Genomic DNA, 26616 nt, shown 5'->3' with positions numbered 1-26616 from the left:
TCAGTTTTCAAAGGTCTTTGTCGCTCTCGCGCGACAACTATATTAGTATATCACGTCCAATAATTCTTGTCAATATCTTTTTTCTATTTTTTAAAATTTTTATTTTTATGAAGCTGGGAAAAAGTCCTAGTCTCTCAATTGTCTTTGGATTATCGAGCAAGACGCAGTGGTTGAGTGGGCTCTACTACACTGATTTCATCAGCTTTTACAGCCCTACTCAACTGTGCGGAGGTGGGACCACGAAATCGAATTCTAACGAATTACCGATTTCTGTCCCACTCTCATAAATGATGATCCTTGAAATCCTTCAAATATTCTTGGAGCCTTCTACGCATCTTAGCTCTTCCTGAGAATCTCTGGTTCATTAGTAGTTTGTCGTAATCTTCTTTTTCTTGATCGGTTAGATTTTTTCGGAACTCTTTTAAGGCTCCTCTTAATAAGACTAGTTCATCTAAAAAGAGTTCTTTTGATCGAAGTCGATGACTGATTTCTCCAATTTCTGTATAGGGTACCTTATTTAACTTCCTTTTATCACTCTCTTGTTTTCTAACTTTATCCTTTATGTGATTGCGAAACTTTGTTTTGAAGTAGGTTAATAGGATTTCTTCATTTTCTTCTACTTCAGGGTTACTTATCTGTAACTCATATAGAACCAGTCTACCTTCTTGTTCCCAATCTGCATGATCCCAAAGATGAATATAAAATTCCTTTTCACATTTCCATACTATCCATTTTACTTTTTCATATGATTTTTTAAAGTTCATTGGACCTCCTTTCTAACTTGTTTTCATTTTAAAGGAGGTTAGCATTTATTTGTGCTTATTTTCTATTTGGAATCTTTTTTAGCTCTAATCGGTCATTATTTTGGTGAGAATGGCAGAATAGTGTTTTTAGCATACAAAAAAAGTTGCTACTAATGTAACAACTTTTTACGATAGTCCGTACGGGATTCGAACCCGTGTTACCGCCGTGAAAAGGCGGTGTCTTAACCCCTTGACCAACGGACCATTTTTACAACGTAATCTATTATATCAGTTCATTTTCATCTGTCAATACTTTTTTTAAAAAAAGGAACCGAAAATTTCGGCTCCTTTTATAAAATTTGGAAGACTAAAAGGTTATCTGCTATTTTTCTTCCATTTTTGATTTAATTTCTTCATAAGATAATGGTTTAGATTCTTTTTCTAATTCTAAATCAGTATCTTCTGGCATTTTGCCTGTTTCATACAATGACTTAATTTGTACACTGTCCAAGGTTTCGTATTTCAACAAGGCTTCCGCGATTAATTTATGAGTTTCACGATTATTTTGGATGATTTCGGCTGCTTTATTGCGTGCTTCAGTTAGGAGGCTTCTTACTTCTTCATCAATTTCATAAGCTGTTTGCTCTGAAATGAATTTTTGAGTCGTTTGAGCTCCAAACATGGCATGGTTGCCTTCGTATTGAACTGGACCAAGCTTTTCACTCATTCCATATTCCGTTACCATCGCACGTGCCATTTGGGTTGCTTGTTCAAAGTCATTGGAAGCTCCTGTGGTTTGAACATTGAAGATGATTTCCTCTGCAACACGTCCACCCATCAATCCAGCCAATTGCTCTTTCATATCTTCTTTAGAAAGAAGCATTTGGTCTTCTTTAGGAAGAGCAATCATATAACCACCAGCACGACCACGTGGAACAATAGTTACCTTGTGGACAACACGAGCATTAGATAAGACCAAACCAACAATGGTATGCCCTGCCTCATGGTAAGCAACCAATTCGCGTTCCTTTTGAGAAACTGTTCGGTCTTTCTTAGAAGGACCCGCAATCACACGATCTTCTGCTTCATCAATATCAGATGCATCGATGACCTTCTTATTGCGACGAGCCGCTACTAGAGCTGCTTCGTTTAAGACGTTTTCAAGATCTGCTCCAACAAATCCTGGGGTTTGTTGGGCAACTAGTTTCAAGTCAACATCTTTGGCCAATGGTTTATTTTTAGCATGGACACGCAAGATAGCTTCTCGTCCTTTTACGTCTGGACGCCCAACCAAAACCTTCCGGTCAAAACGGCCCGGACGAAGAAGGGCTGGATCTAGAACATCGGAACGGTTAGTGGCTGCAATCACGATGATACCTTCGTTTCCTTCAAAACCATCCATCTCAATCAAGAGCTGGTTGAGGGTTTGTTCGCGTTCATCATTTCCTCCGCCAAGGCCAACTCCCCGTTGACGTCCCACAGCATCAATCTCATCAATAAAGATAATGGCTGGTGCTGCTTTTTTAGCATCTTCAAATAGAGAACGAACCCGGCTTGCACCAACACCGACAAACATTTCAACAAAGTCAGAACCTGAAATACTAAAGAAAGGTACTCCGGCTTCACCTGCTACTGCTTTTGCTAGAAGGGTCTTACCAGTCCCTGGAGGGCCTTCAAGAAGGACTCCTGCTGGGATACGAGCACCCAATTTTGTAAAGCGTTTTGGATCTTTTAAGAATTCAACCACTTCAACGAGTTCTTGTTTTTCTTCTTCAGCCCCGGCAACATCTGAAAAACGAACCTTGATATCTTCCTTATTGGTAGCACGCGCTTTGTTACGACCAAAGTTCATAGCACCGCGGGCGCCACCGCCACCGCCTTGATTCATCATGGAGAAGAAGAAGAACATGACAATCACAAAGGGAACGATTGAAGTCAGAATGGTAATCCACATTCCACTTGAGCTTTCCCGTTTAATGGTGATGTCAGCCTTATGTTCGGATGCTAAGTTTTGTAATTCTTGAACCGTCAAATCGGACGGTAAGATCACACTAGTAAAGCGAGTCACTTTACTCGGACTTGGAGTAAAAAACTGAACCCCTGTATCATCCTTACTTTTTTTTGCTTTGTTATAGGTACCGGAAATTTCAATGACACTACCGTTTGGCTGGTAACTAATTTCCTTGACATTGTCTGATTTAAGTTCTTTTACCAATTCTGTATAATTGATTTGCTGACTTTGTCCGATACTGTTTCCAGCAAAGAAATACTGAAAACCTGTAACAGCAGCCACTATAATCAATAAATATAGAAAAGGATTTCGAACAAAACCATTGTTTTTGTTATTTTTCATCTAATTTCCTCTATTTTGAATATACTTCTTCTTTTAAAATTCCAATATACGGAAGGTTTCGATAGTTCTCATCGTAGTCTAAACCATAACCCACGACAAATTCATTTGGAATAGTGAAACAAGTGTAATCTGCTTCAATTTCAACCAAGCGACCTTCAGGTTTATCCAATAAGGTGGCAATTTTGACAGATGCCGGTTGACGTCCTTCAAATAATTCTTTCAAACTCTTGAGAGTTTTACCTGTATCAATGATATCTTCAACAAAGAGAATATCACGTCCCTTAATGTCTTGATCCAGATCTTTGATAATATTAATCACACCTGAACTTGAAGTCCCACCATGATAACTAGAAACCAACATAAAATCCAACTCAATATGCGTATCAATATGCTTAATCAATTCTGCCATAAATGGGACGGATCCTTTTAAAATCCCTACTAAAATTGGATTTTTTCCTTGGTAATCTTTTGTCAGTTTTTGACCAAGTTCACGTGCTGCAGTCACGATTTCATCGTGGGAAATGAGTATCTTTTTGATATCGTTCTCTAACATCTTTTCTACCTATCTATTTTCTGGATATAAATTGTATCTCTCATTATATCATTTTTTAATTCCTTACTCAAATCACTGATCGCAATTTCAGGAATAGCCAATATTTGCTTATCTTGTTCTAAAACTACCAGATTATTTCGTTGATGTAAGGGAATTTTTTGGTTAATCAATAATCTGCTAATTTTTCTATGGTGACCGTTCATTAGAATACGATCTCCCTTTTTTCGGGATCGAATAGAAACTGGATGGTTGCTTGGAAGTGGGATAGCCTCTATATATGAATCGCTCGGTTCCACTCCAAATAAAAAGCGATAAGCCCCTACTGCCTTTATGGTTCCAAATTGTAACAAATCTTCTGACAGTCGGTCATCCGTCCTACGACTGATTTTCCGAATTTCAAAATAGTGGTAATCTTTATAAATTTCATAACCATTCTTTAGAACTTGCTGCGTATTGGATTTATTCACTACTATTCTATGCAGTTGTTCAAATTGCGCCCGACTCAACTGCAAATCTGGAAAGCTAGCTATATACTCTTCTAGCAAATAAATTTGAACAGCTGGTGATTGTTTTTGAAACTGTGTCACATCTTGTGGATTCAAATCTTTGGTCAACTCTTTTAAGGCCTGGTGCCAATGACTGAGATCCTCACCTAAGTTGACCAAAGCACTCGTCACTTGAGGATTTTCTTCCTCTAACAGTGGGAGATAACGATGACGAACACGATTACGAAAATAGTCTAAAGACTGATTGCTTTTATCCTCGTAATGAAAAATTTCTGGAAAATCCTCTTTTTTGAAATATAAGAGAGGGCGAATCAACACACCCTGCCCAAATGGTTGTTTTAAAGGAATTCCTTTTAAATGCCGCGGACGACTTCCACGAATCAAACGCATCAAAATGGTTTCTGCCTGATCATCCATATGATGAGCAGTAACGAGAGCACTACAAGCTTCTTCTTTCATAACTTTTTCAAAAAAGTCATAGCGGAATTGTCTAGCTCGGCTTTCAGAAAAAGGACCAGAGAAATGGGCAACCTTCAGTGGTAGATGTTTTGCTTCAGCTAATTCCCAAATTCCTCTTTCCTCCTGATCAGCTTCAATGCGTTGGTGATGATTGACATGAGCAAGAACAAGGTTGATTCCCAATTGATGCTGATAATGGTAGAGCCAATCCAGTAAGGTCATGGAGTCCACTCCTCCTGATAAAGCCAAAAGGACTTTTTGATGAGATTCAAAAAGTCCCTCCTTTTGACAGAACTGAAGAAATTTTTCTTTCATTACTGTAAGACCTCATAAATATCTTTTGCAATTTCTGAGATAGTCTCGTAATCAGAGTGATCCGTAAAAATAGCTAAAATAAATGGTGAATCGGTATAAACAATGGCGACATCATGACGAAAATCATATGCATCTCCAATCTTGTGAGCAACCTTGACTGGGATATCTTTTGAAATTCGTTGATCATCAAAGCGAGTATCCGACAAAGCATCAATGATCCCACCATTTTGTTGGTAGATAGCTTCCATGACATTTCCTGCCATTTTTGCAGATGCCATTCTATTTTCTACATTCCATGTTTTTCCTGCAATCTTATTGGTCACCTTTTGAAATTCTTTATCTGATTGATGCGTCACATAATAGCCTAAAATATTATGAGCTACATTATCAGATTCTTTGGCCACCCGATTAATCAAATCAGCGACGGTATAATCTTTATCATCTGGTGTTTTTGAAATACTTCCACTACCTTCCGGTTCATAAGATCCAGGATAATCATTGACTTCTTTTGTATACTTTAAAGAAGTCTGCAAATCTACTTGATTCTCATTCAACTCTTTTTGAGTATAGTACAAATATAAAAGCTTGGCTATACTGGCAGAATACATTTCCTGATCTTCATGTATCCCGGCAGTCTTTCCAGTATCCACTTGCTTCACGTAGACTGCAATTCCATCTTTGTTGTACTTCTGATTCAGAATCTCTTGGACTTTTTCCATCCGATTATCTGTAGCAGAAAGTTCATCTTTTGAAATCCAACCCTGGCCAGAAATTTCTAGGTAGATCCCTTTTGAAGTTTTGGCACTCTTGGTGACTTGAACCTTGCTATAGGGAGCCAGACTTGTTTTTTTACTTTTTACGCCATTCACCAAAGGTTGATCATAAACTGTAAAAGAGGATGACAGCCACATGGTCTTTTTTTCTTCTGTTAATTCCAAAATCGAATCTTCGTAAATTTGATCTTGATCAGCTACTACATACTGTTTATTCGATAATTTAAAAACAGATTTTCCTTGTTCATTCACAAATAATTGATCAACCATAAAGGGAGTATCAGGCTTGATTTCCCCAGCTTTTTGACTCAATTCTGGATCTGAATAGGTCACGATTGGCTGATAAACATTTGGATTGGACGGGATGGAGACAAAGAAATGGTCTTGAGTTCCTATTTGGCTAGTGTAAGAAGAATCAGAAGTTAAAGGAATTTGGGGCTGGGAGGAATCAGATAAGGGTTGGGTGGCTAAGAAAGTAGGAAAAACCATCCAATAAACTAACTTATTCATCCTTGCTCCTTTCTTGATTTTCTTCCTGCAATTTTAAGGCTTGATTCTTTTTAGCTAACTCTTCTAATTTTGTATCAGAATATTCTAGAAATTGTTGAACTGTTTTTACAATATTTTCCATTATTTCGGTAATAAGTTAGGTATCGTATAAATATATTCGCCATCTTTAGAGAAGGAATATTTTGCGCGTGCATATTTTGCAGCGTATTCGTCATCCTTCAATTTCTCTACGATATCCTTTTGATATTCTTTTTCCTCAAGGGTTTGCTGATATTGTTCTTGCAATTGAACATATTGTTGTTTGCGTTTTTGAAGCGTCTGGTAACTCTGAGCCAGATTATAGGTTGGAAGGATGAACAATAAAATAATTAAAATGAGAACCCAACCCATAAATCGGTTTTGTTTTTTCCGCTCTTCATTCTGGTATTTCTGACGTTGATGTTCGTCTTGGATATACCGATTATTCATTTGTACAATATTTTTAGGCATCTTCTTCTATCCTTGTTTCACGAATAATTTCATACATTTTAGACGCATCTTCTTTTTTGGTGCTATCTAACATTTCCAACACTTTTACTGTCAATAGCTTATTTCCAAAGCGAACTTCGACTTCGTCATTTACCTTTAAGTCGGTTGAACTTTTTGCTAGGACCCCATTAACTTTGATGCGCCCCTTGTCGGCTACTTCTTTAGCTACAGGGCGTCTTTTGATAATGCGGGAAACTTTTAAATATTTATCTAATCTCATCGTATCACCTCTAATGTATTATTGTACCATTTTTTTAGAAAGAGCCCAGTAAAATCTATTTTTCTAGTCTTGTTTTTCCATTTTTTCCTGCTTGATGGCTAGTAATTTTTCCCCAAATCGTCGCAAGCCTTCTAAAATTTCAAAATCTTTCTTATTTCGCACATCAAAGATTAATTCAATCAATCCTTGGCTTTCTGCAATACGAGCTTTTAAATTCGTTGCTGATAAGGCAGCAAAATAATCTTGAGTCAAGAAAAGTTGCTTAGTAATTGGCTCAAATTTCACCGTTAGTTGCTGGTCTTTTCGATCGACTACTTTAACAAAGACCTGATCCAGATAAGATTTGATAAACCCTATTTCTAGGAGATAGGCTACCACATCTGGATATTCTCCAAATCGATCAATCAATTCGTCTTGCAAAAGCTCATAATCTTCTTGAACTTGAATTTCTCGAATGCGTTTGTAAATTTCAATTTTTTGACGTTCATCAGAAATATAGTCACTTGGAATGTAGCCATCAATTTGGAGATTGAGTTCTGCATTGCCTTTTTGACGTTTTTTCTCTTTTCCTTGTTTCTTCTCAATAGCAGCTTCGAGTAACTGTGAATACATTTCAAATCCGACAGAATCAATAAAACCAGACTGAGAAGCTCCTAAAATATTTCCCGCACCTCGAATAGACAAGTCTCGCATAGCAATCTTAAAACCAGATCCCAACTCAGTAAAACCTTTGATGGCTTCTAGGCGCTTTTCAGAAACTTCTGTCAAGGTTTTGTCCGGCCGATACATCAAGTAGGCATAGGCAATGCGATTGCTTCGTCCAACCCGACCTCTCAATTGGTAAAGGGTAGATAAGCCCATATGGTCGGCATTTTCAATAAAGAGGGTATTGGCATTAGGAATATCTACTCCTGTCTCAATAATGGTGGTTGTGACTAAAATATCATACTCACCTTCAATGAAGTCCATCAGGGTATTTTCTAACCGCACTTCACTCATCTGTCCATGGACAAAACCAATAGAGGCTTCTGGAACTAATTCTTGTAGTTCTGAAACCTTTTGCTCAATGGTGTCCACCTTATTGTAGAGATAATAGACCTGGCCTCCCCGATCCATTTCCCGACGAATGGCATCTCGTATTATGGTTGGATTGGTTTCTAGGACATAAGTTTGAACGGGATACCGATTGGTCGGCGGGGTCTCAATAACAGATAGATCCCGAATCCCCAACATAGACATGTGGAGGGTACGAGGAATGGGCGTTGCCGTCAAGGTTAAGACATCGACCTTTTTCTTTAATTCCTTGAGAGTTTCCTTATGTTTGACACCGAACCGTTGCTCCTCATCAATCACGATAAGACCGAGATCCGCAAATTCCACATCCTTAGATAAGAGGCGGTGGGTTCCAATCAGAATATCGACCTGGCCTTTTTTTAGTTTTTCCAAAGTTTCTTTTTGCTCAGCACGACTCCGGAAACGACTCAAGACATCGACTTCTACTGGAAAGGCCTCGAAGCGTTCTTTGAAATTGGCATAGTGCTGTTGAGCTAAGACTGTTGTCGGAACTAATACGGCTACTTGTTTGTGGTCTTTGACAGCTTTAAAGGCCGCTCGCATAGCTACTTCTGTTTTCCCGAAGCCTACGTCACCGACCAAGAGGCGATCCATGGGGCTTGAAGACTCCATATCTTTTTTAATTTCTTGGATAGAGCGAATCTGATCATCTGTTTCAACATAAGGAAAGGCCTGATCAAAAGCTTCTTGATTCTCATCGTCTGGAGTAAAAGCAAAGCCTTGTAATTGACTTCGCTCTGCATAGAGTTGAATCAGATCATCTGCAATATCCTCTACTTCTTGACGGACCTTTTGTTTAGCCTTTTGGAAGCGACCATCGTTCAGTTTGTTGATTTTAGGAGGCTTGCCATCACTCGCAACATACTTGGACAGCATCTGGATTTGATCCACAGGAATGGAAATCCGGTCTCCATTTTGATACTGGATGGAGACATAGTCTCGGTGAACGCCAGAAATTTCAATGGTTTCTAGTCCTAAATACTGACCAATTCCATGAACCTGGTGAACGACGTAGTCTCCCTTTTCCAACTCATTGTAGTTTTTCAACCGCTCAGCGTTGGAAATGGTTTGCCGACGGATCTTTCTTTTAACCTTTTTCTGAAAGATTTCTGTCTCTGTAATAAGGACAATCTTCTCATCTACAAAATGGAATCCACGCGCCAAACCACCGATGATCAACTGGCTTTGTCCTGGATGAAGCTGATCGGGCGCAAGATAATCCAGGTCAATCCCATAGTCTCTCAAGTGCTCTTGTAACTGCTGGAAGCCTTGTTTACTCGTCACTTGAAGGATGACTGTGTAATCTTGTTTACGGAAACGGTCAATTTCATCTTTTAAGAGAGTAAACTGACTAAAAAATTCCTGCATGGGGTATTGGTTAAAAGAATAGAGGGCATCGAATCGCAGATTTCCCAAGCCTTTTTGGAAATTTGAAAAATAAGAAGCTGGTTTATAAGTGCGTAAAAGAGCACTATTGTCCGCAAAATACTGGGCTTCTGCGAAAGAGCGACTCTTTTGTAGATCCTCTGTCAAAAGGTTGGCAACTTCTACATCAAATCTCGTTTCCTGATCCATGATTTTATGGTAATCATCCAAAAAAACTGGAGCATGTTTAGGTAGATAATCAAAAAGGGTGTAGGTTTGCTGATAAAAAAGAGAGAGAAATTTTCGACTATCTGCATGGAGTCGCTGGTGATGCGCCTCTGTGAGAATCTCAGTCAAATAGGATTTGAACTCTGGATTAGGGCTTTTTTGAATCAGATTTTCTAGGTTCTTCTGTCCTCTTAAAAAATCATCTTTCGTTAGTAGCATATCACTAACTGGATGAACCCTTATCGCATCTAGATTTTCTAGTGAACGTTGAGTCTCTGGAGAGAAAGTCCGAATGCCATCTATCTCATCTCCAAAAAATTCCAGGCGATAAGGGAAATCTTGACTGGCTTCAAAAAGATCTAAAATATCCCCTCGAAGACTAAACTCACCCTGTTGGCTTACCTGTGAAACTTTTTGATAGCCCATGGCCAGTAGGGTATCTTTCAATTCTGTCAGATTTCGTTCTTCTCTAACAGAGAAAGATTGAATCATAGAGCTGAAAGTCTTTGGATTAGGTAAGAGCAAACGGCTACCACTGACATTGGCAATAACGATTCCTTCTTTTTCTGGAGCTAGGAGAAAGTCCAGAGCTTCCAAACGAGAAAAGACCCGTTCCTGGGAAGCAAAGACAAATTCTGCCAAGGGATTGTCATCTCCGAGGAAAAGATAGACCTTTTCTTCGCCTAGTAATCCCAGTAAATCACTGGCAAGCCGTTCTGCTTCATTTTGAGAGGAGGTCAAGACTAAGATCTTGTGACCATCTTCAACAGCTGTTGCCATCGTAATAGCTTTAGTAGATGAAGACAGACCTAGTAAAAGAGAGCGACTTCTTTTTTGCTGGTCCTGTTGCCATTTTCTGATATCTTTATTTTGTTGAAATAGATCAACCAGTGTCTTATATTTATCCATTGTATCGTTGCATTGCTTTTTCAAATTGACCATCTTTCAAATAAAAACGAAGAGCTTCTTCTGATTTGTCGATGGCAAGGAGGATGGCAGCATAATCATCCTGATCGAATTTCCCTAAGACATGGTGGACCACTGACATACCATTCTTAGGTCTTCCGATTCCAATCTTGATTCGATTAAAGGTCTGAGTTCCAATATGGTTGATAATCGATTTGATTCCGTTGTGGCCTCCAGCCGATCCTTTAGCTCGAAGGCGAATCTTGCCGATTTCCATATCCAAGTCGTCATAAATAACGATCAAATCTTCCACCTCTAAGCCATAATAAGTCAAAAGCGCGTGTACGGCCTTGCCACTCTCATTCATAAAAGTGGTTGGTTTGACCAAAAAGACCTTTTCTCCATCTATAAAAGTAGAGGTTACATCTGCTTGAAAAATCTTATCATGTGAGAAGGTGAGATTGAGAGACTTCGCTAGCTGATCTACTAGCATAAACCCCACATTGTGTTTGGTTTCTACATATTTATCTCCCGGATTTCCTAATCCGACGATTAATTTTGTCATTTGCTTTCCCTTTCAAAAGCCAAAAGGGCTGGAATTTTTTTCCAACCTTTTGGTTATTTACTTGTTTTCTTTACACATTGAAGCGGAATTCCATGATATCGCCATCTTGAACGATATAGTCTTTCCCTTCTTCACGCAATCGTCCCGCTTCTTTTACAGCCTTTTCAGATCCGTATTTTACCAAATCGTCATAAGACATCGTTACTGCACGGATAAATCCTTTTTCGAAGTCAGAGTGGATAATACCAGCTGCTTGAGGAGCTTTCATGCCACGTTTAAAGGTCCAAGCCCGAACTTCTTTTTCACCAGCTGTGAAGTAAGTTCCCAGTCCAAGTAAATGGTAAGCTGCACGGGTCAACTTATCCACACCTGATTCTGTCAAACCAATGGCTTCAAGAAACTCTTTTTTATCTTCATCGTCTAACTCAGAAATTTCTTCCTCCGCACGCGCAGAAATCACCACTACCTCTGCATTTTCTGTTGCTGCGAATTCACGAATTTGCTTCACATATTCGATAGATTCTGGGTCTCCAACCACATCTTCATCCACATTTGCTACATAAAGAACTGGTTTCGTGGTCAAAAGGAAAAGACCTTTAACTACTTTTTGCTCTTCGTCTGTGAATTCGATGGTACGAGCTGATTTTCCATCTTCAAGAACAGGTTTAATCTTTTGAAGAACGTTAAATTCTGCAACGGATTCCTTATCTTTTTGAGTACGTGCCATCTTTTCCACACGCGCATAGCGTTTATTCACAGATTCTAAATCAGCCAAAATCAATTCTAGGTTAATGGTATCAATATCTGCTAGTGGATCGACAAAGGCATCTTCACGTCCTTGCTCCCGCATGACATTTTCATCATCAAAGGCACGAACTACGTGAACAATGGCATCAACTTCACGGATATTGGCCAAGAATTTATTTCCAAGCCCCTCTCCTTTTGATGCACCTTTTACAATCCCTGCAATATCAGTAAATTCAAAGGTTGTTGGGACTGTCTTCTTAGGAGTGATCATTTCCGTCAATTTTTGGAGGCGTTCATCTGGAACTTCTACCATTCCAACGTTTGGATCAATGGTCGCAAAAGGATAGTTTGCAGCCTCTGCTCCTGCTTTTGTAATTGCGTTAAATAGGGTTGATTTACCAACGTTTGGCAAACCTACAATACCTGCTGTTAAAGCCATTTTTCTTCTTCTCCGTTCCCATTTCAATCTTATCTATTATATCATAATTCAAAGAACAAAGGGATGAAAAATGGATTCTGAATTATTACTAAACTGTAACGTTTCCTAAAGTAAAAATATGATATAATCAAACCAACAATAATAAAGGAGTTTTTATCATGAAAAAACTATCAATCAAATCTATCTTTCTGCCTCTTTTAGCAGTCTTTACTCTCTTTCTTCTGGGAGCTTGTGGACAAAGTACAAAAAAAGGTTACCTTCAATTAATTGACCAAGATAAGAAAACAGACATTCGTGTAGTTCTTGAATATCAAGGTGATAAAATTTTAAGTACAGATTCAACAAGTATTATTTACTACGAAGGAACAGGCTTGCCAAAGGAACAATTGAAAAAAGTTATTGATGAATATGATAAAAAATTCAAAGATGTCAAAGGATTCTCACACTCTGCAGAATACAAGGATGACTATCTTGTTGAAAAAACAAAGATTGATTATACCAAGGCAGATTTAAAAGAATTACAAAAAAATCAGTTAATTGCTGCACAAGAAAATCAAAATGTTGATTACATTGGCTACAAGACAACACTTAAAACCTTTAAATCTAATGGTTTCAAAGAAGTAAAAGATGGAAAATTTGAAGAATTAAAATAATAATACAAAAGAGGCTAGGACAAAAGTCCTAGCCTCTCAATTGTCTTAGGATCGTCGAGCAAGACGCAGTGGTTGAGTGGGCTCTACTACGCTGATTTCATCAGCTTTTACAGCCCTACTCAACTGTGCGGAGGTGGGACGACGAAATCGAATTCTAACGAATGACCGATTTCTGTCCCACTCTCTTTTACAATACTTTTTTCATTTTTTGATCAAAATCGTGACGGCTCATCATGACCATATGATCACAATTGCTACAACGAATTTTGATATCTGCCCCTACTCGCCTAATTTCCCAACAATTGGCTTTTTTCCCTGTTGCTTTGATGATACAAGCATGGGGTTTTTTCATTTCTACAAAATCACCGACCTGATACATGGATTTTCCTTTCATCAACATAGAAGACGAAAAGCTAGCCTTTTTGATGCTAGCTTTTGGCCCTTAATTGGTCCGAACTGGTGTAATTAATTGAATGAAGCGTTCAGATTCCTCTGCTGGTACCAATGTAAAGGGACGAACTGCAGAGATGAAGCGAATGACGACTTTTTCACTTTCAATAGCTTTCAAAGCGTCAATCAAATAAGTTGGATTAAAGCTGATGTTCAAATCATCTCCCGAAACTGCTTCTGTATCAATTTCTTCATTCACACGCCCTACCTCAGGAGAATTTACGTGAGCAGAAACGACTCCACTAGCGATTTCTAATTTAACAGTACCATTTTGAGTAGCGTTAGACAAAAGGCGGGCCCGTTCCATTGCTTGGCGAAGATGAGCAACTTTAAAGGTTACTTCAGAACTAAACTCTGTTGGAATCAAGCGATCTGTATCTGGATAGTTTCCTTCTAGTAAGCGTGTATAGAAACTGATATTGTCACTTCTAAATAAAATCTGGTTATTCGCAAAGAAGACTTCAACCTGTTCAATTTCATCTGAAAAGACAGACGTTAACTCGCGTAAAGAACGGCTTGGAATCACAACATCAAAGTTATCCCCATTTTTTTCAAGAGTAATATTTTTTTGACTCATTCGATGAGAATCTGTTGCCACCGTTTTTAATTCCTTGTGATCAGAAAGAACAAAATGGACTCCTGTCAAAATCGGACGACTTTCTTGGGTACTTGCTGCAAAAGCTGTTTCAGAAATGATTTTCTTCAAGGTTTGAATTGGGAGCGTTAGAGGGTTGCTAGCAGAAATTTCTTGAATGCGAGGATATTGTTCTGCATCTTTCCCTTTAAGGGTAATTTCTGATTTCCCACTAACTAATACAATTTGTTTTTGTTCGATTTCTTTCACATCTAAAACGACATCTGGTAGACTTGAGACAACATTGATAAAGAAAGTTGCTTCTAAGAGAATAGCGCCTGGTGTTGTTACTAGAAGGCCTGCATTTTTATCTTTAACAGAAATAAAGTATTCAATTGAAATTTGTCCATTTGATCCAATGAGAGTAATTCCTTCAGAAGTTACGTCAATCTTAATAGTAGATAAGATAGGAATTGCATTTTTTGAACTAATGGCTCTTTTTGTCGTATTTAAAGCTTGTAGGAAATAGGCCTTGTTAATAGAAAAATTGATCATGAGATCTCCTTTTATTATTTTAGTATTAGTAAGTTAATAGTAATAGTAGAGTGTGTGGAACATGTGGAAAAGTCTTCTAAAGCCAGACAGGAATTGAAAAGTTCCTTGTTTACAACATGTGGAAAAAGAAGCAAGTTTTTCTATGATTGTCCACATGAGATTACTTTAATTTTTTCTTGATAGTTTGAATCTCGAGTCTGAGATTGTCATCAATTTCGATCATCCCTTTGATTTTTTCATAAGCATGCATGACTGTTGTGTGGTCTTTTCCTCCAAATTCACGACCAATACGGGGAAGACTATTATCAGTCATTTCGCGGGCGAGGTACATAGCTACTTGTCGAGCTAGGACAATATTTTGAACCCGTCGAGTGCCTTTCATTTCATTGACACTGACATTGTAAAATTTTCCAACCTCAGCTTGAATCTTTTCAATAGGAATTACAGTGATTTGTAAAGATTCATTCTTACGAGCTCGAATGGCTTCGGCTGCGACATCAATTGTAATATCTTTGATTTTTTTAACTCTTGCCACGAGAGAAATATCATTCAAAGCACCTTCTAAGTCTCGGACGTTCGAATCAAATTGACCTGCTAGGTATTCAAGAGTATCATCTGGGAAAGTAAAGTCTAGGTCTTCGATTTTATTTCTCAAAATAGCAATTCGCGTTTCAAAATCTGGTGGTGTAATATTTTGAGTCAAGCCCCACTTAAAGCGCGTGACTAGACGTTCTTCTAAGCTATCTAAATGATCAGGACTACGATCGCTGGTTAGGACAATCTGCTTGTTATCCCCATAAAGAGCATTAAAGGTATTAAAGAACTCTTCTTGAGTTGTAACCTTTTTCCCTCCAAGAGATTGAATATCATCAATTAAGAGCAGATCCAAGTTTCGATAGGTTTTTTTAAAGGTATCCATATCATTGAGGCGAAGACGCTCTAAAAATTCATTGATAAAGGATTCTGCTGGGATGTATTTTACTCGAGCATTTGGGTAGTTTTCCATAATCTGATTCCCAATTGCGTTGAGCAAATGCGTTTTTCCTAAACCAGGTCCTCCATAGATAAATAAAGGATTATAAGTGGTAGCTAGGTTTTCAGAAACTGCTAAAGCGGCAGCCAAAGCCCATTGATTTCCGTCTCCACTTACAAAATTATCAAAGGTGTATTTCTTTTTTAACCCTGTTTGGATAGGAGGCAAATCGATTATTGGAGTATGGCTAACTGCATAGTATCTATTCGTTTCTGAAAGAGGGACAAACTCTTTTTCTTCTTCCTCTTCTTCAAGATTGAATTGATAGGAAATGGTTAATTCTACTGCATAAATTTCAAAACCAGCAGTCAGAATCACCTTTGTCATATTCTCTTCCCAGAATAATTTCTTTACTTCCGCATCTAAATAAATAATGGCTTCTTGTTGATCGACTTTGATGAGTCTTGAAGTAAGGACAAAATAGTCAAAAATTTCTTTTTTAAATGTCTTTTTACTTAATTCAATCACACGATTCCAGAAGGTTTCTTCTCTTGACACCTATCGTCCTCCTATTCATTTTTACTTGCTATGTTTTTCTTATTTTATCATAAAAGGAGGGAGTTTTCCACAACTTGTTCTGAGGGAATAAAAAAGAGTTTTTTCCACAATATGTGAATAGTTATCCCCAATGTGTGTAGAAGTTTTCCACAAGTTGGGGATAAGATCGAATAAAGTAGGAATAGCAAGTAAGGAAGAGTTTTAAATAAGTGGATAAATCTGTTAATTGTTCTATAAAAAATAACAGCCTCATTTGAGACTGTTAATAATTCGTTGGTATTCATCAAGGTTGTTAAATGAAATATGAATACTTCCTTTTTCTTGTTTCGTCAGATGGATTTCTACTTCGGTTCCTAGAATCTTTTTTAGTCTATTTTCTTCCTGTGCTAAAAAGAGTTCTTTCTCTTTTTTACTTGGTGTTTTCTTTTTTTGACCAACCTTTTCTTCCAAACTACGAACGCTTAGTCCTTCTTTCAGAATTCGTTCCAGCCAATAGATTTGTAGATCTTCCTTTAAGGGAACTAAAATACGGGCATGTCCTTGTGAAATTTTCTCGTTTTTGATAGCGTCTTTGACAGCTGGTGAGAGATGAAGTAAGCGGACCATGTTGCTGATGTAAGGACGAGATTTTCCCATAAATTGAGCAATTTCTTCATGGGTAGCCCCTTTATCAATAAGATGTTGGTAGGATTCGGCCTCTTCAATTGGATTCAAATCTTCTCTTTGTAAATTTTCGATAATGGCTTGTTTGATCATGTCATCATCTGATAATTCTCTTATAATCGCAGGGATTTCTTTGAAACCAGCCATTTGAGCTGCTCGGTAGCGTCTTTCTCCAGCAAGTAGTTCATAACCAACAATAGGAGATTTTCGAACAATAATAGGTTGGATTAATCCATTTTCTTTGATTGAGGCTGCGAGTTCTTCTAATTTCTCTTTTACAAAGGTTTGACGAGGTTGAAAAGGATTGGTTCGTATTTGCTTTACGTCAATAATATCAATTTTTTCCATGATGTATATAGCATAACACACCTTTACAATTTCGTAAAGGTGTGTTGACACTGTTGTAAATTTACTTAATTTCCAAGATTTTCTGTAGATTTTGTTAGTTCAATGGTTGCCGTTTTTTGCTTACCATCTCTATAGAAAATGACTTTGATTTTATCACCAATTTGATGAGAATAGAGGGCAGATTGTAAATCTGCAGTTGATTCAATGGTTGTATCATCGATTTTTGTAATGATATCTAATCGACGTAAATATTTGGATGCCGGCATATCATTTTCAACTGAGCGGACAAGAACCCCACCTTTGAGTTTGCTTGGAATGTCTAATTGGCTAAGATCAGAAGAGGATAGGCTAGCCAGGTCCATCATGGTAATTCCAAGTGCTGGACGGATGACTTTACCATCTTTTTCTAAATGTTCAATAATATTTTGCACATCATTTACAGGAATAGCAAATCCCATTCCTTCAACCGCAGTTTGCCCATTTGAAGAAATTTTACTTGAGGTAATTCCGATGACTTGTCCCTGAATATTGATAAGGGGACCACCAGAATTCCCTGGGTTGATTGCAGCATCCGTTTGCAAAGCTTTTGTAGACACATTTTGACCGTCTTCTGATTTGAGCTTCACAGTACGTCCAAGACTAGAAACAATCCCTTGGGTAACGGAATTGGCAAATTTTGTCCCTAAAGGACTACCGATAGCGATTGCGGTCTCGCCGACAGTCAATTTAGAGGAATCCCCAAATTCAGCCACGGTCGTAACGTTATCTGAACTGATTTTGACAACCGCAATATCTGAGAAGGTATCTGAACCAACAACTTCTCCAGAAACCTTGTTTCCATCTGCAAAAAGAATGTCGGCTTGTGTTGCTCCCATTAACACGTGAGCATTGGTTACTACATAAGCATCCTTACCATCTTTTTTATAGATAACACCTGAACCTTCACTAGCTACTTCTGGATCAGAGTCTGTTTCTCCATTAATGAAGCCTTTTTCAGAGGTTTCAGCGTAGGTAATAACAGAAACAACCGCATTTTTAACCTTATCAACAGCTTCACTAGTTGATGTTGTATTCTTATAAGCACGATTAACTTTGGTAGATTTTATTTCTTGGCTAGAATTTGCAGAATTCCCTTTGGTAAACTGGAAAGAGGTTAAGGTTCCTAAGATTCCTCCAGTAAAACCAATGACAAGAACAAGTAAAAGTTGCAAAGCTTTTTTTAGAAAATTTGATGATTGTTTCATAGTTTTCTCCTATTTATTCCAATTATGGAAAATTATAGATCTAGTTTCTTAATTATAACTTAAAATAGAAATTTTTTCCACAACTTGTGGAAAACTGTGTATAAGTGTGAAAAACATGAGTATAGAGCCATTTTTTTAATGATATATTCAAGTGAATTTGTTTAAGACTTGTGTATAAGTTCATTTGTGTTAGAATATGAATATGAAAATTAAGATTGTAACCGTTGGAAAATTAAAAGAAAAGTATTTAAAAGATGGAATTGCTGAATATACTAAACGCTTGGGTCGGTTTACGAAGGTAGAAATGGTAGAATTGCCGGATGAGAAAACTCCAGATCGGGCCAGTGACTTAGAAAATCAGCAAATACTTGAAAAAGAAGGAAATCGCATTTTAGCAAAAGTTGGCGATCGTGAGTATGTGATTGCCTTAGCGATTGAAGGACAACAATTTCCATCTGAGAAGTTTAGTCAAACCTTAGAAGAGGTAACTGTACGAGGGTATTCTGAAATTACTTTTGTGATTGGAGGGAGCCTAGGCTTGTCTCCAGCTGTAAAAAAACGAGCGAATTTACTCATGAGTTTTGGAAAGTTAACTCTTCCCCATCAATTGATGAAGCTTGTTTTGATAGAACAAATCTATCGGGCATTTATGATTCAACAGGGAAGTCCCTACCATAAATGAATCTTGACGCTCCTCCTATTTTCTGATAGAATAAAAGGACATCTGGTCTCATAGCTCAGCTGGATAGAGCATTCGCCTTCTAAGCGAACGGTCGCAGGTTCGAATCCTGCTGGGATCAAAATAAAAAACGTGATTTTTATACAAATCACGTTTTTTTGTTATCTATTTTTTTAAAGAAACTAGATTTTTTTAAAACATATGGGATAAAAAAATTGCAAAAACTAGATTTTCGTTCCAAATAGCTGTAAAAATGAACCAAATAGCGGAAATGTTAAAAAAGTCTTTGATTTTTTACTAAAATTTATGTATATTAAATTTAATAATTTAATAATCAAATAAATTATAAGGAGATTTTTTTATGAAAAATAATCCATCAACAGTTTCTAAGGCATTTAAAGTTCTTACAGAAAAAGAACTGCAGCAAATTTGTGGAGGGGATAAACGGAGAAAGAATAATGTTGGTGAACTTATTAATCTAATTTTTGGTAGGGGAGGAAACTGATGTTTCTAAATACTCTATCTTTAATCTTAACTATTTTTATAATTTTTTTATCTTTTTTAAAAATTGATCAAAAACTTAATAAATATAGTAAACAATTGATTTTAGGATCTGGTGTTGTTGCTGTATTTGTCATCACAGCGGTCTTAGATTACTTTGATTTAAATATTGATTATCTAATGTTATGTCTATGGCCACTGTTTCTGTATCTTTATTACTATTTTATTTGTAATATTCAACGTCAGATAGCTATTTTATATTCATTCGTCATTTATTTAGCAGTTGAAAATACAGATACATTTTTATCTGTAATCACTTCTTCTGTTTTTGGTGATAGTATAATTCATCAATGTTCTGACTATTATTTTTTGACTATCCGAATTATCTCACTTGTTTTAATCATGAAGATATTAACCATTCTCGAAGTGAATCTTCTTTATTTTAAAGAGCGGGTTTTTAAGAAATTTGTCCAGGAATTGATTGTTAGTTATCTTATTTTAACCTTAGTATTGAATGCTTCTCATTGGATAAGTGATATTGGTCATTTCAATAGTTTTGGTAGTATGGTAGCAACGATTTGTTTCTTGATGTTTGTCGGAACCTTAGTTCAAATGAAGACGGTTCGAGACCGTTATGAAAAGAAAATGGAGTTGAAGCAAAAGAGGTTTGAACAGCGCCAAATGGAACAGTATATGAATAAAATTCAAGGCCTCTATTTAGAATTAAAAGGTTTTCGTCATGATTTTGGAAATATTATCACTTCCTTAAATTTGGCGATTGAGGAAGAGAATATTGATGATATTAAACGAATTCAAAGAGATGTTCTTGAAGAATGCTACGGTCAACTCCAAAAAGAAGAATATACAGGATTTGACCTAGGAAATATTCGAGATTCTGCTTTGAGAAGTATCTTAAGTAGGGGATGGATTTATGCGGAGGAAATGGGTGTTAAATTAACTTTTGAAACAGAAGACATTATTGAAAAGGTTCCAATGAGATTGTTGGATCTCGTACGAACTGTCGGAATTTTAGTCAATAATGCTATTGAAGCTGCTAAAATGAGTCAAGAAAAAGAAGTTCAAATAGCGGTTTTTAATATGCCAAATGGAGTGCATCTGATTATAAAGAACTCTATTTCTGATGAGCCGATTAATTGGAATCGACTCTATGAAAAGGGATTTTCAACTAAAGGGGATCGTAGAGGAATGGGCCTTGCGATTGTAAAAGATCTTATTGGAGAATATGCTGCGATTTTTCTAGAGACGGAATTAATCAATGGAAGATTTACGCAGAGCTTAGTTATTGGAGAGAAAGGAAGATAGATGAATATTGTATTGCTAGAGGACGAAATTTCTCAACAAGTTCGAGTAGAGAAACATGTGAAAGCTATCGCTGAGGAGGAAGGCCTACGATTAAATATTGTTTCAACCAGTAAAATAACTGAACTAAAGGAATATCTAACCAATGGTGATTTTCATCAGCTTTTCTTCCTTGACATTGATATCAAAGGGGATGAAAAAGCTGGTATCAAGGCAGCTCAAATGATTCGTGAAGTTAATCCTTTTGCGATTATTGCCTTTATCACGACGAAATCGGAATTTGCTACCATTACCTATCGTTACAAGGTATCAGCTCTCGAATTTATTGAAAAAACCTTGAATGAAAACTTGTTTAAAGAAAAAATTCGAGAATGTATTCTCTACTTGAAGAAGAATGTGATTGAAAATAAAAATATCGTTGATTTCTTTGAGTATAGTTTCAAAAACATGGAAATTCGAGTTCCATATCGAGATATATTGTACATTGAGACAACTGGAGTTTCCCACAAATTGCGACTTGTTGGAAAGAATTTTCAAAAGGAATTTTTAGGGACTATCAAGGATATACTTGAAAAAGATGTAGACAATCATTTCTTCAGTCCCAATCAGTCCTATCTAGTGAATCAAAGAATGATTGTCAACTTTGATCGTCGCAAGAGACTCTTGATGTTAGAAGAGGAGACAACTTGCCCTGTCTCTCGTACACAGGTGAAAAAGGTCGAAGAATTATTAAATAAAATACAGAAAAAGGCTTGACAATTTTTGAATCGATGGTATAATGGGATATGTTCTGTTAATGACATGGTCCGTTGGTCAAGGGGTTAAGACACCGCCTTTTCACGGCGGTAACACGGGTTCGAATCCCGTACGGACTATATCTCATTCCGCCATAGCTCAGTTGGTAGTAGCGCATGACTGTTAATCATGATGTCGTAGGTTCGAGTCCTACTGGCGGAGCTAAACTAGCATCCTAAGGGATGCTTTTTTTGTTTAAAATAAGAGAGTGGGACAGAAATCGGTAATTCGTTAGAATTCGATTTCGTCGTCTCACCTCCGCACAGTTGAGTAGGGCTGTAAAAGCTGATGAAATCAGCGTAGTAGAGCCCACTCAACCACTACGTCTTGCTCGACAATCCAAAGATAATTGAGAGGCTAGGACTTTTGTCCCAGCCTCTTTATGATGCATATCTACTGATTTTTTGAGGATTGAGATCTATTTCGAATAGCATTGTAGCCAGCGAAGGAAAGAATTCCAAGTAGAAAAGCGATGGTTCCTTCTTTCAACCCATGTGGAATAAACTGTAGAATAACCTGTCCTTTTCCTTTAGGGACATCAACAGCTATGAATCCTTTTTGAGCTCTTCGAATAGGGACAGGCTGGTCATCCATCGTCGCTGTCCACCCTTTATCATAAGGAAGTGTGAAAAAGAGACTTGTATGATGATCTGCTGTAAAATCTGCAGTGACAGTATTTCCTTTGGTTTGCACATGAACTTCTTGTTGGTGTAAAGTTTCAAAGGCTTCCTGGTAGGCTTGAAGGTTCAAAGCAAAAAATTCTGGATTTTGGAAGGTTACTGTCGAATTTTCAGGGAAGGCAATTCGAATCTTAACAGTTTCTCCTGCTTTAAAGTGACCAATGGTGAAGAAGGGAAATACATTGTCTGTTGTATAGCGGTTGACTTGGCCATTCGTGATGATTTCAACGTCGGTATAATCTTCATTCTCAAATTCTAAAGAAGGAAGGTTTACATAAAGTTGACTATCATTTTGAACGTAGAGCTCATATTCGATACTGGCATAAGTTAGAAAACTATCTGCTTCTACTTTAGCCTTTTGAGGTCCTTGAGAAGGATTGTCTGAGCTAGTTTTCAGTGGATATAATCGCTGATAGAAGGTCAAGGATTGGCCTGTTAGATGATTGAGAAAATTCTTTTGGTTATCCAAGGTTAGATTAGAAAATTGGATATCCTTGTAGGGACTTGCTGTTAGAAATGCTAGTGAAAGAGCTTTTTCATTTTGATATAAGGTTTGATTTCCTTGAGTTTCCAATTTATGAAAAGAAAACTTTTGAGGATTTCTATCTGTAATATTGTATTTGATCCCGAACAGACTGTCCATTAGTAAAGTATTGTTTTGATAGCGTAGGTTTAAGTTCGTTCCATCTGATTTAAAACCAAGTTTGTCCAAGGTCGAACTGGTATCTGTATTTCTGACAGATGAAAATTGGGAAATCCCTCTAAAATTGTATTTCATACTATCATTACCTGTTTGAGGTTGGAGAATCTCTGTTCGGTAAAAATTTTGATCATCCTGTAAACTTGATGTCAATTTATCAATTGCTGGAATCTTTCCTTGATAAGAAGAACGAGCTGCAAATACCCATTCATTTGCAATCCCATCTATCTGATAATAACTGTTTATACTGATTTCAAACAGACAGAAGAAAAGAATCACAGCAGAAAAAATTGTATAAGAAAGTTTACGAACTGTAAAGGCAAGTGTCACAGTTAAAAAAACAAGAAGAAATTCTAGTGTCAATACATAATGACTGCTTGTTAAGAAATGATAGTGCTTGCGATAGATAAAAGTCAGAATAAAGCCAATGCTAACTAAACTAAAAGCTAGACAGAGGCGTTGCCAATTGATTTCTTTTATCCGATTGAGGACTTCTGCTGCCATGAACAAAATAGTCAATGAAAATAGCCAGGCATAACGGTGAAGAAACATATTGGGAGCATGCATCCCCTGCCAGAATAAATCTAAAGCTTGTAAATAGAAGCTTGCAATAAGAATGACTAATAAAGTCAAATAGGCTAGTTTCACGTGAAACCTAATCGATTTGACAAAGAAAAATAGGAAGGCAATTAAAAACGGGAAGAGACCAACATAGATCATAGGGATAGCCCCATATTTTGTTGTGTCGAAGCTACCAATTAAGTTTTTTGCAAAGACGTCTAAGTACCAACTATTTTCTGTAAAGGTTCTTGTTATCTTAGTAAAGTTCTCCCCATGAGTTCGTAAATCTAAAAGAGTGGGGTAAATCATGATCAAGCTAGTGATCCCTGATAAAATTGACACAATTGTAAAGTCTAAAAAGGAAGATATTCTTTTTTTAAAGTTCCAGGAAAGCTGCGTACAATACCATAAAGTTAAGAAGAGAGCCATCATAAATCCAAAATAGTAATTCTGGATGAAGAGGATAGTCAAGCTTGTAAAGTAGAGGACACGCTTCTTCTGAGTCATTAAACGGTGTAAACCTAACAGAATGAGAGGAGCTAAAATAAAGACATCGAGCCAGGTTTTGATTTCAATCTGGCTGATAGAGAAACTCATTAAAGCAAATGAAGTTGACAGTGAAAGGATCAAGAATTTTTGTAGTTGAGGATAGATTCCTTTAATGGAGTGATAAGTTGACAACCCTATCAATCCTATTTTTATCAGTGTAAAGAGATAGACGGAATCAACCATGGATAAACTGTCAAAGAAGAAGACAAAGGGAGATAAAAAACTGCCCAAATAATAGCTAGAAAGGGCGTAAAAATTTAAGCCCAGTCCACTTGTAAAGCTGTAAAAAAGGCTGTCGGTTCCGTGTAAAATATTTCGTAAGGTAACGTCAAAAATAACGTATTGATGAAAACCATCGCCTAATAAAGGAGAAGTTTCACTACCCCAATAAATACCTTGACTGAGGTAGACAAAAAATAAGATTGTAAAGGGAAGTAAAAAAGCTGTAAAGTAAAATATGATGGGGTGTGATAAATAGTTTTTAAATTTCATATAGTCTATTGAAAGACCCTGAAACAAAGGTTCCAGGGTTTTTGATCATTTTGAGTGATTTCTTAGTCTTTCCAAAGTTCTTTGACTTTTGCTTGAACTTCTTGGTTTTCTAAGAATTCGTCATAGGTTTCATCAATCCGGTCAATGACACCATTTTTTGAAAGAACAATGATATGGTTGGCAAGAGTTTGAATAAATTCATGGTCGTGACTGGCAAAGATGATCGATTCTTTGAAGTTTTTCAATCCATCGTTCAAGCTTGAAATAGATTCCAAATCTAAGTGATTTGTAGGATCGTCAAGTACAAGAACGTTTGACTTCAAAAGCATGAGTTTTGAAAGCATCACACGCACCTTTTCTCCCCCTGACAAGACGTTTACAGGCTTGTTAACCTCGTCTCCAGAAAAGAGCATACGTCCGAGGAATCCACGAAGGAAGGTATTGTCATCTTCTTCTTTACTTGCGAATTGACGGAGCCAGTCAAGGATCGACTCTCCGCCTGCAAAGTCAGCTGAATTGTCTTTTGGTAAGTAAGAGCGACTAGTTGTGACACCCCACTTGACAGTTCCTTCATATTCGATTTCACCCATAATAGCGCGGATCAAGGCAGTTGTTTGGATGTCGTTTTGTCCGATCAGAGCTGTCTTGTCACCTGGACGCAAGATGAAGCTGATGTTGTCAAGTATAGTTTCACCGTCAATCTTTACAGATAAGTTTTCTACTGTCAACAAATCATTCCCGATTTCTCGTTCAGCTTTAAAGCTGATAAATGGGTATTTCCGGCTAGATGGGACAATTTCTTCTAACTGAATCTTGTCAAGCATCTTTTTACGCGAAGTTGCCTGTTTAGATTTTGAAGCATTGGCAGAGAAACGAGCCACAAATTCTTGTAATTGTTTGATTTTTTCTTCTGCTTTGGCATTACGATCTGCTAACAACTTGGCAGCCAGTTCAGATGATTCTTTCCAGAAATCATAGTTACCGACATAGAGTTTGATTTTTCCAAAGTCCAGGTCGGCCATGTGAGTACAGACTTTATTCAAGAAGTGACGGTCGTGGGATACAACGATAACAGTATTCTCAAAATCAATCAAGAAATCTTCTAGCCAGGTAATGGATTGAATATCAAGACCGTTGGTCGGCTCGTCCAAAAGAAGGACATCTGGTTTACCAAAGAGAGCTTTGGCTAGGAGGACTTTCACTTTATCCCCATTTGCTAGTTCACTCATATTTTGGTAGTGGAGCTCTTCTGGAATATTCAGGTTTTGGAGGAGTTGTGAAGCTTCGCTTTCTGCTTCCCAACCACCTAGTTCAGCGAATTCACCTTCAAGCTCTGCTGCACGGACACCATCTTCATCTGAAAAATCTTCCTTCATATAGATAGCATCTTTTTCTTTCATGATGCTATAAAGTTTTTCATTTCCCATGATAACGACGTCAATGGCACGCTCATTTTCGTAGTCAAAGTGATTTTGACGCAGAACAGAAAGACGTTCGTCTGGACCAAGAGAGATGTGACCAGTTGTTGGTTCAATATCCCCAGCTAAAATTTTTAAAAAGGTTGATTTCCCAGCACCATTGGCCCCAATCAAACCATAGGTATTTCCTTCTGTAAATTTGATGTTGACATCATCAAACAATTTTCGATCACTAAAACGTAGTGAGACGTCTGTAACTGTAAGCACGTATATTTCTCCTCTATTTCTGTCTATATAAGCCTATTTTACTAGAAAACGCTTGATTTTTCAATGAATACCCTTAAGCATTTGAGGGAGATGATTATGGAGGATAAAAGAGAGAAGAACTTGACTTTCCCTTGATGTCATTATATAATGAAAATCAATCAGAAGAGTAGTCTAGATTCGTTTTTTAGAGAGCTTATGGTCGCTGAAAATAAGCAATGAACTAGCATGAAATGGACTGATGTTCAAATAGAATCTAAACAAATAGAGATTCGGCTAGCAGGCCTTATGTGCAGCTCATTTATGATGAGCTAGAGGGAACAGCAGATGTTGTTCTAAGTGAGGTGGCACCGTG

23 protein-coding genes and 4 tRNA genes are annotated in these 26616 nt (G+C 37.3%); 8 read left to right on the top strand and 19 right to left on the bottom strand.

The features are described from left to right. Positions 1–281: 281 nt before the first annotated feature. From DW738_RS10325 to ychF, 12 genes are all read right to left on the bottom strand, one after another. Positions 282–764: a sigma-70 family RNA polymerase sigma factor gene (locus tag DW738_RS10325; RefSeq protein ID WP_165852132.1), complete on the bottom strand. Its 483-nt coding sequence runs from the start codon at positions 762–764 to the stop codon at positions 282–284. Positions 765–935: 171 nt separating this feature from the next. Next, positions 936–1007, bottom strand: a tRNA-Glu gene (locus DW738_RS07975). A 118-nt stretch (positions 1008–1125) separates the two neighbouring features. After that, on the bottom strand, positions 1126–3096 hold the full coding sequence (ftsH, locus tag DW738_RS07970) for an ATP-dependent zinc metalloprotease FtsH (protein ID WP_123160756.1): 1971 nt from the start codon (positions 3094–3096) through the stop codon (positions 1126–1128). 10 nt (positions 3097–3106) lie between these two features. Continuing rightward, the gene (gene hpt / locus DW738_RS07965) at positions 3107–3649 is read right to left on the bottom strand and encodes a hypoxanthine phosphoribosyltransferase (protein ID WP_123160755.1); all 543 of its coding nucleotides are present in this window, start codon (positions 3647–3649) and stop codon (positions 3107–3109) included. A 5-nt stretch (positions 3650–3654) separates the two neighbouring features. After that, positions 3655–4929: a tRNA lysidine(34) synthetase TilS gene (tilS, locus tag DW738_RS07960; protein WP_120701430.1), complete on the bottom strand. Its 1275-nt coding sequence runs from the start codon at positions 4927–4929 to the stop codon at positions 3655–3657. After that, positions 4929–6212: a serine hydrolase gene (locus tag DW738_RS07955; RefSeq protein WP_123160754.1), complete on the bottom strand. Its 1284-nt coding sequence runs from the start codon at positions 6210–6212 to the stop codon at positions 4929–4931. Before DW738_RS07955 ends, tilS begins: the two co-directional genes overlap by 1 nt. Next, positions 6205–6333 (bottom strand): SP_0009 family protein, encoded by a 129-nt coding sequence (locus tag DW738_RS10465; protein WP_006595319.1) that lies wholly within the window; start codon positions 6331–6333, stop codon positions 6205–6207. The genes DW738_RS07955 and DW738_RS10465 overlap by 8 nt, the downstream gene beginning before the upstream one ends. Beyond that, positions 6333–6701 (bottom strand): septum formation initiator family protein, encoded by a 369-nt coding sequence (locus DW738_RS07950; RefSeq protein ID WP_023024832.1) that lies wholly within the window; start codon positions 6699–6701, stop codon positions 6333–6335. Before DW738_RS07950 ends, DW738_RS10465 begins: the two co-directional genes overlap by 1 nt. Beyond that, the gene (locus DW738_RS07945; protein WP_023024830.1) at positions 6694–6960 is read right to left on the bottom strand and encodes an RNA-binding S4 domain-containing protein; all 267 of its coding nucleotides are present in this window, start codon (positions 6958–6960) and stop codon (positions 6694–6696) included. The genes DW738_RS07950 and DW738_RS07945 overlap by 8 nt, the downstream gene beginning before the upstream one ends. Positions 6961–7023: 63 nt before the next feature. Beyond that, positions 7024–10536: a transcription-repair coupling factor gene (gene mfd, locus DW738_RS07940; RefSeq protein WP_123160753.1), complete on the bottom strand. Its 3513-nt coding sequence runs from the start codon at positions 10534–10536 to the stop codon at positions 7024–7026. Further along, positions 10529–11098, bottom strand: a complete 570-nt coding sequence (gene pth, locus DW738_RS07935) for an aminoacyl-tRNA hydrolase (RefSeq protein ID WP_123160752.1) — start codon at positions 11096–11098, stop codon at positions 10529–10531. Before pth ends, mfd begins: the two co-directional genes overlap by 8 nt. Before the next feature lie 70 nt (positions 11099–11168). Then, positions 11169–12284: a redox-regulated ATPase YchF gene (gene ychF, locus DW738_RS07930; protein ID WP_123160751.1), complete on the bottom strand. Its 1116-nt coding sequence runs from the start codon at positions 12282–12284 to the stop codon at positions 11169–11171. A gap of 158 nt (positions 12285–12442) precedes the next feature. Between ychF and DW738_RS07925 the strand changes: the two genes are divergently transcribed. Next, positions 12443–12937, top strand: coding sequence for a DUF1307 domain-containing protein (locus DW738_RS07925; protein ID WP_023024822.1), 495 nt, complete (start codon positions 12443–12445; stop codon positions 12935–12937). A gap of 187 nt (positions 12938–13124) precedes the next feature. Here DW738_RS07925 and DW738_RS07915 read toward each other — a convergent pair whose 3' ends face one another. The 5 genes from DW738_RS07915 to DW738_RS07895 form a co-directional block, all read right to left on the bottom strand. Beyond that, positions 13125–13316, bottom strand: a complete 192-nt coding sequence (locus DW738_RS07915) for a DUF951 domain-containing protein (protein WP_023024820.1) — start codon at positions 13314–13316, stop codon at positions 13125–13127. 63 nt (positions 13317–13379) lie between these two features. Further along, complete coding sequence (gene dnaN / locus DW738_RS07910; RefSeq protein ID WP_123160750.1) at positions 13380–14516, bottom strand: DNA polymerase III subunit beta; 1137 nt, start codon at positions 14514–14516, stop codon at positions 13380–13382. 160 nt (positions 14517–14676) lie between these two features. Further along, positions 14677–16047 carry a chromosomal replication initiator protein DnaA gene (gene dnaA, locus DW738_RS07905; protein ID WP_123160749.1) on the bottom strand — a complete coding sequence of 457 codons (1371 nt, stop codon included), beginning with the start codon at positions 16045–16047 and terminating at the stop codon, positions 14677–14679. Between the two features lie 249 nt (positions 16048–16296). Then, positions 16297–17058, bottom strand: a complete 762-nt coding sequence (locus DW738_RS07900) for a ParB/RepB/Spo0J family partition protein (RefSeq protein ID WP_023024814.1) — start codon at positions 17056–17058, stop codon at positions 16297–16299. A 65-nt stretch (positions 17059–17123) separates the two neighbouring features. Further along, on the bottom strand, positions 17124–18302 hold the full coding sequence (locus DW738_RS07895; protein WP_123160748.1) for a S1C family serine protease: 1179 nt from the start codon (positions 18300–18302) through the stop codon (positions 17124–17126). 202 nt (positions 18303–18504) lie between these two features. Between DW738_RS07895 and rlmH the strand changes: the two genes are divergently transcribed. From rlmH to DW738_RS07860, 7 genes are all read left to right on the top strand, one after another. Next, entirely contained in the window at positions 18505–18984 is a 480-nt protein-coding gene (gene rlmH / locus DW738_RS07890) for a 23S rRNA (pseudouridine(1915)-N(3))-methyltransferase RlmH (protein ID WP_023024810.1), read from the top strand. A gap of 44 nt (positions 18985–19028) precedes the next feature. Beyond that, positions 19029–19102, top strand: a tRNA-Arg gene (locus DW738_RS07885). A 240-nt stretch (positions 19103–19342) separates the two neighbouring features. Beyond that, positions 19343–19486, top strand: a complete 144-nt coding sequence (locus DW738_RS07880; protein ID WP_123160747.1) for a bacteriocin — start codon at positions 19343–19345, stop codon at positions 19484–19486. Beyond that, on the top strand, positions 19486–20805 hold the full coding sequence (locus DW738_RS10435) for a GHKL domain-containing protein (protein ID WP_243634259.1): 1320 nt from the start codon (positions 19486–19488) through the stop codon (positions 20803–20805). The genes DW738_RS07880 and DW738_RS10435 overlap by 1 nt, the downstream gene beginning before the upstream one ends. Continuing rightward, positions 20806–21558, top strand: coding sequence for a response regulator transcription factor (locus tag DW738_RS07870; protein ID WP_023024804.1), 753 nt, complete (start codon positions 20806–20808; stop codon positions 21556–21558). A gap of 47 nt (positions 21559–21605) precedes the next feature. Then, positions 21606–21677, top strand: a tRNA-Glu gene (locus DW738_RS07865). A gap of 8 nt (positions 21678–21685) precedes the next feature. Continuing rightward, positions 21686–21759: transfer RNA gene (locus DW738_RS07860), tRNA-Asn, on the top strand. 231 nt (positions 21760–21990) lie between these two features. Here DW738_RS07860 and DW738_RS07850 read toward each other — a convergent pair. After that, positions 21991–24579, bottom strand: coding sequence for a YfhO family protein (locus tag DW738_RS07850; protein WP_123160746.1), 2589 nt, complete (start codon positions 24577–24579; stop codon positions 21991–21993). A gap of 62 nt (positions 24580–24641) precedes the next feature. Further along, complete coding sequence (locus DW738_RS07845) at positions 24642–26264, bottom strand: ATP-binding cassette domain-containing protein (RefSeq protein WP_023024800.1); 1623 nt, start codon at positions 26262–26264, stop codon at positions 24642–24644. Positions 26265–26616 lie beyond the last annotated feature (352 nt).

The organism is Streptococcus sp. AM28-20 (assembly GCF_003603595.1).
In the GTDB taxonomy this organism is placed as follows: Bacteria; Bacillota; Bacilli; order Lactobacillales; family Streptococcaceae; genus Streptococcus; species Streptococcus ilei.
The sequence above is the reverse complement of the archived record's forward strand: the minus strand, read 5'-3'. Positions and strand labels throughout refer to the sequence as shown.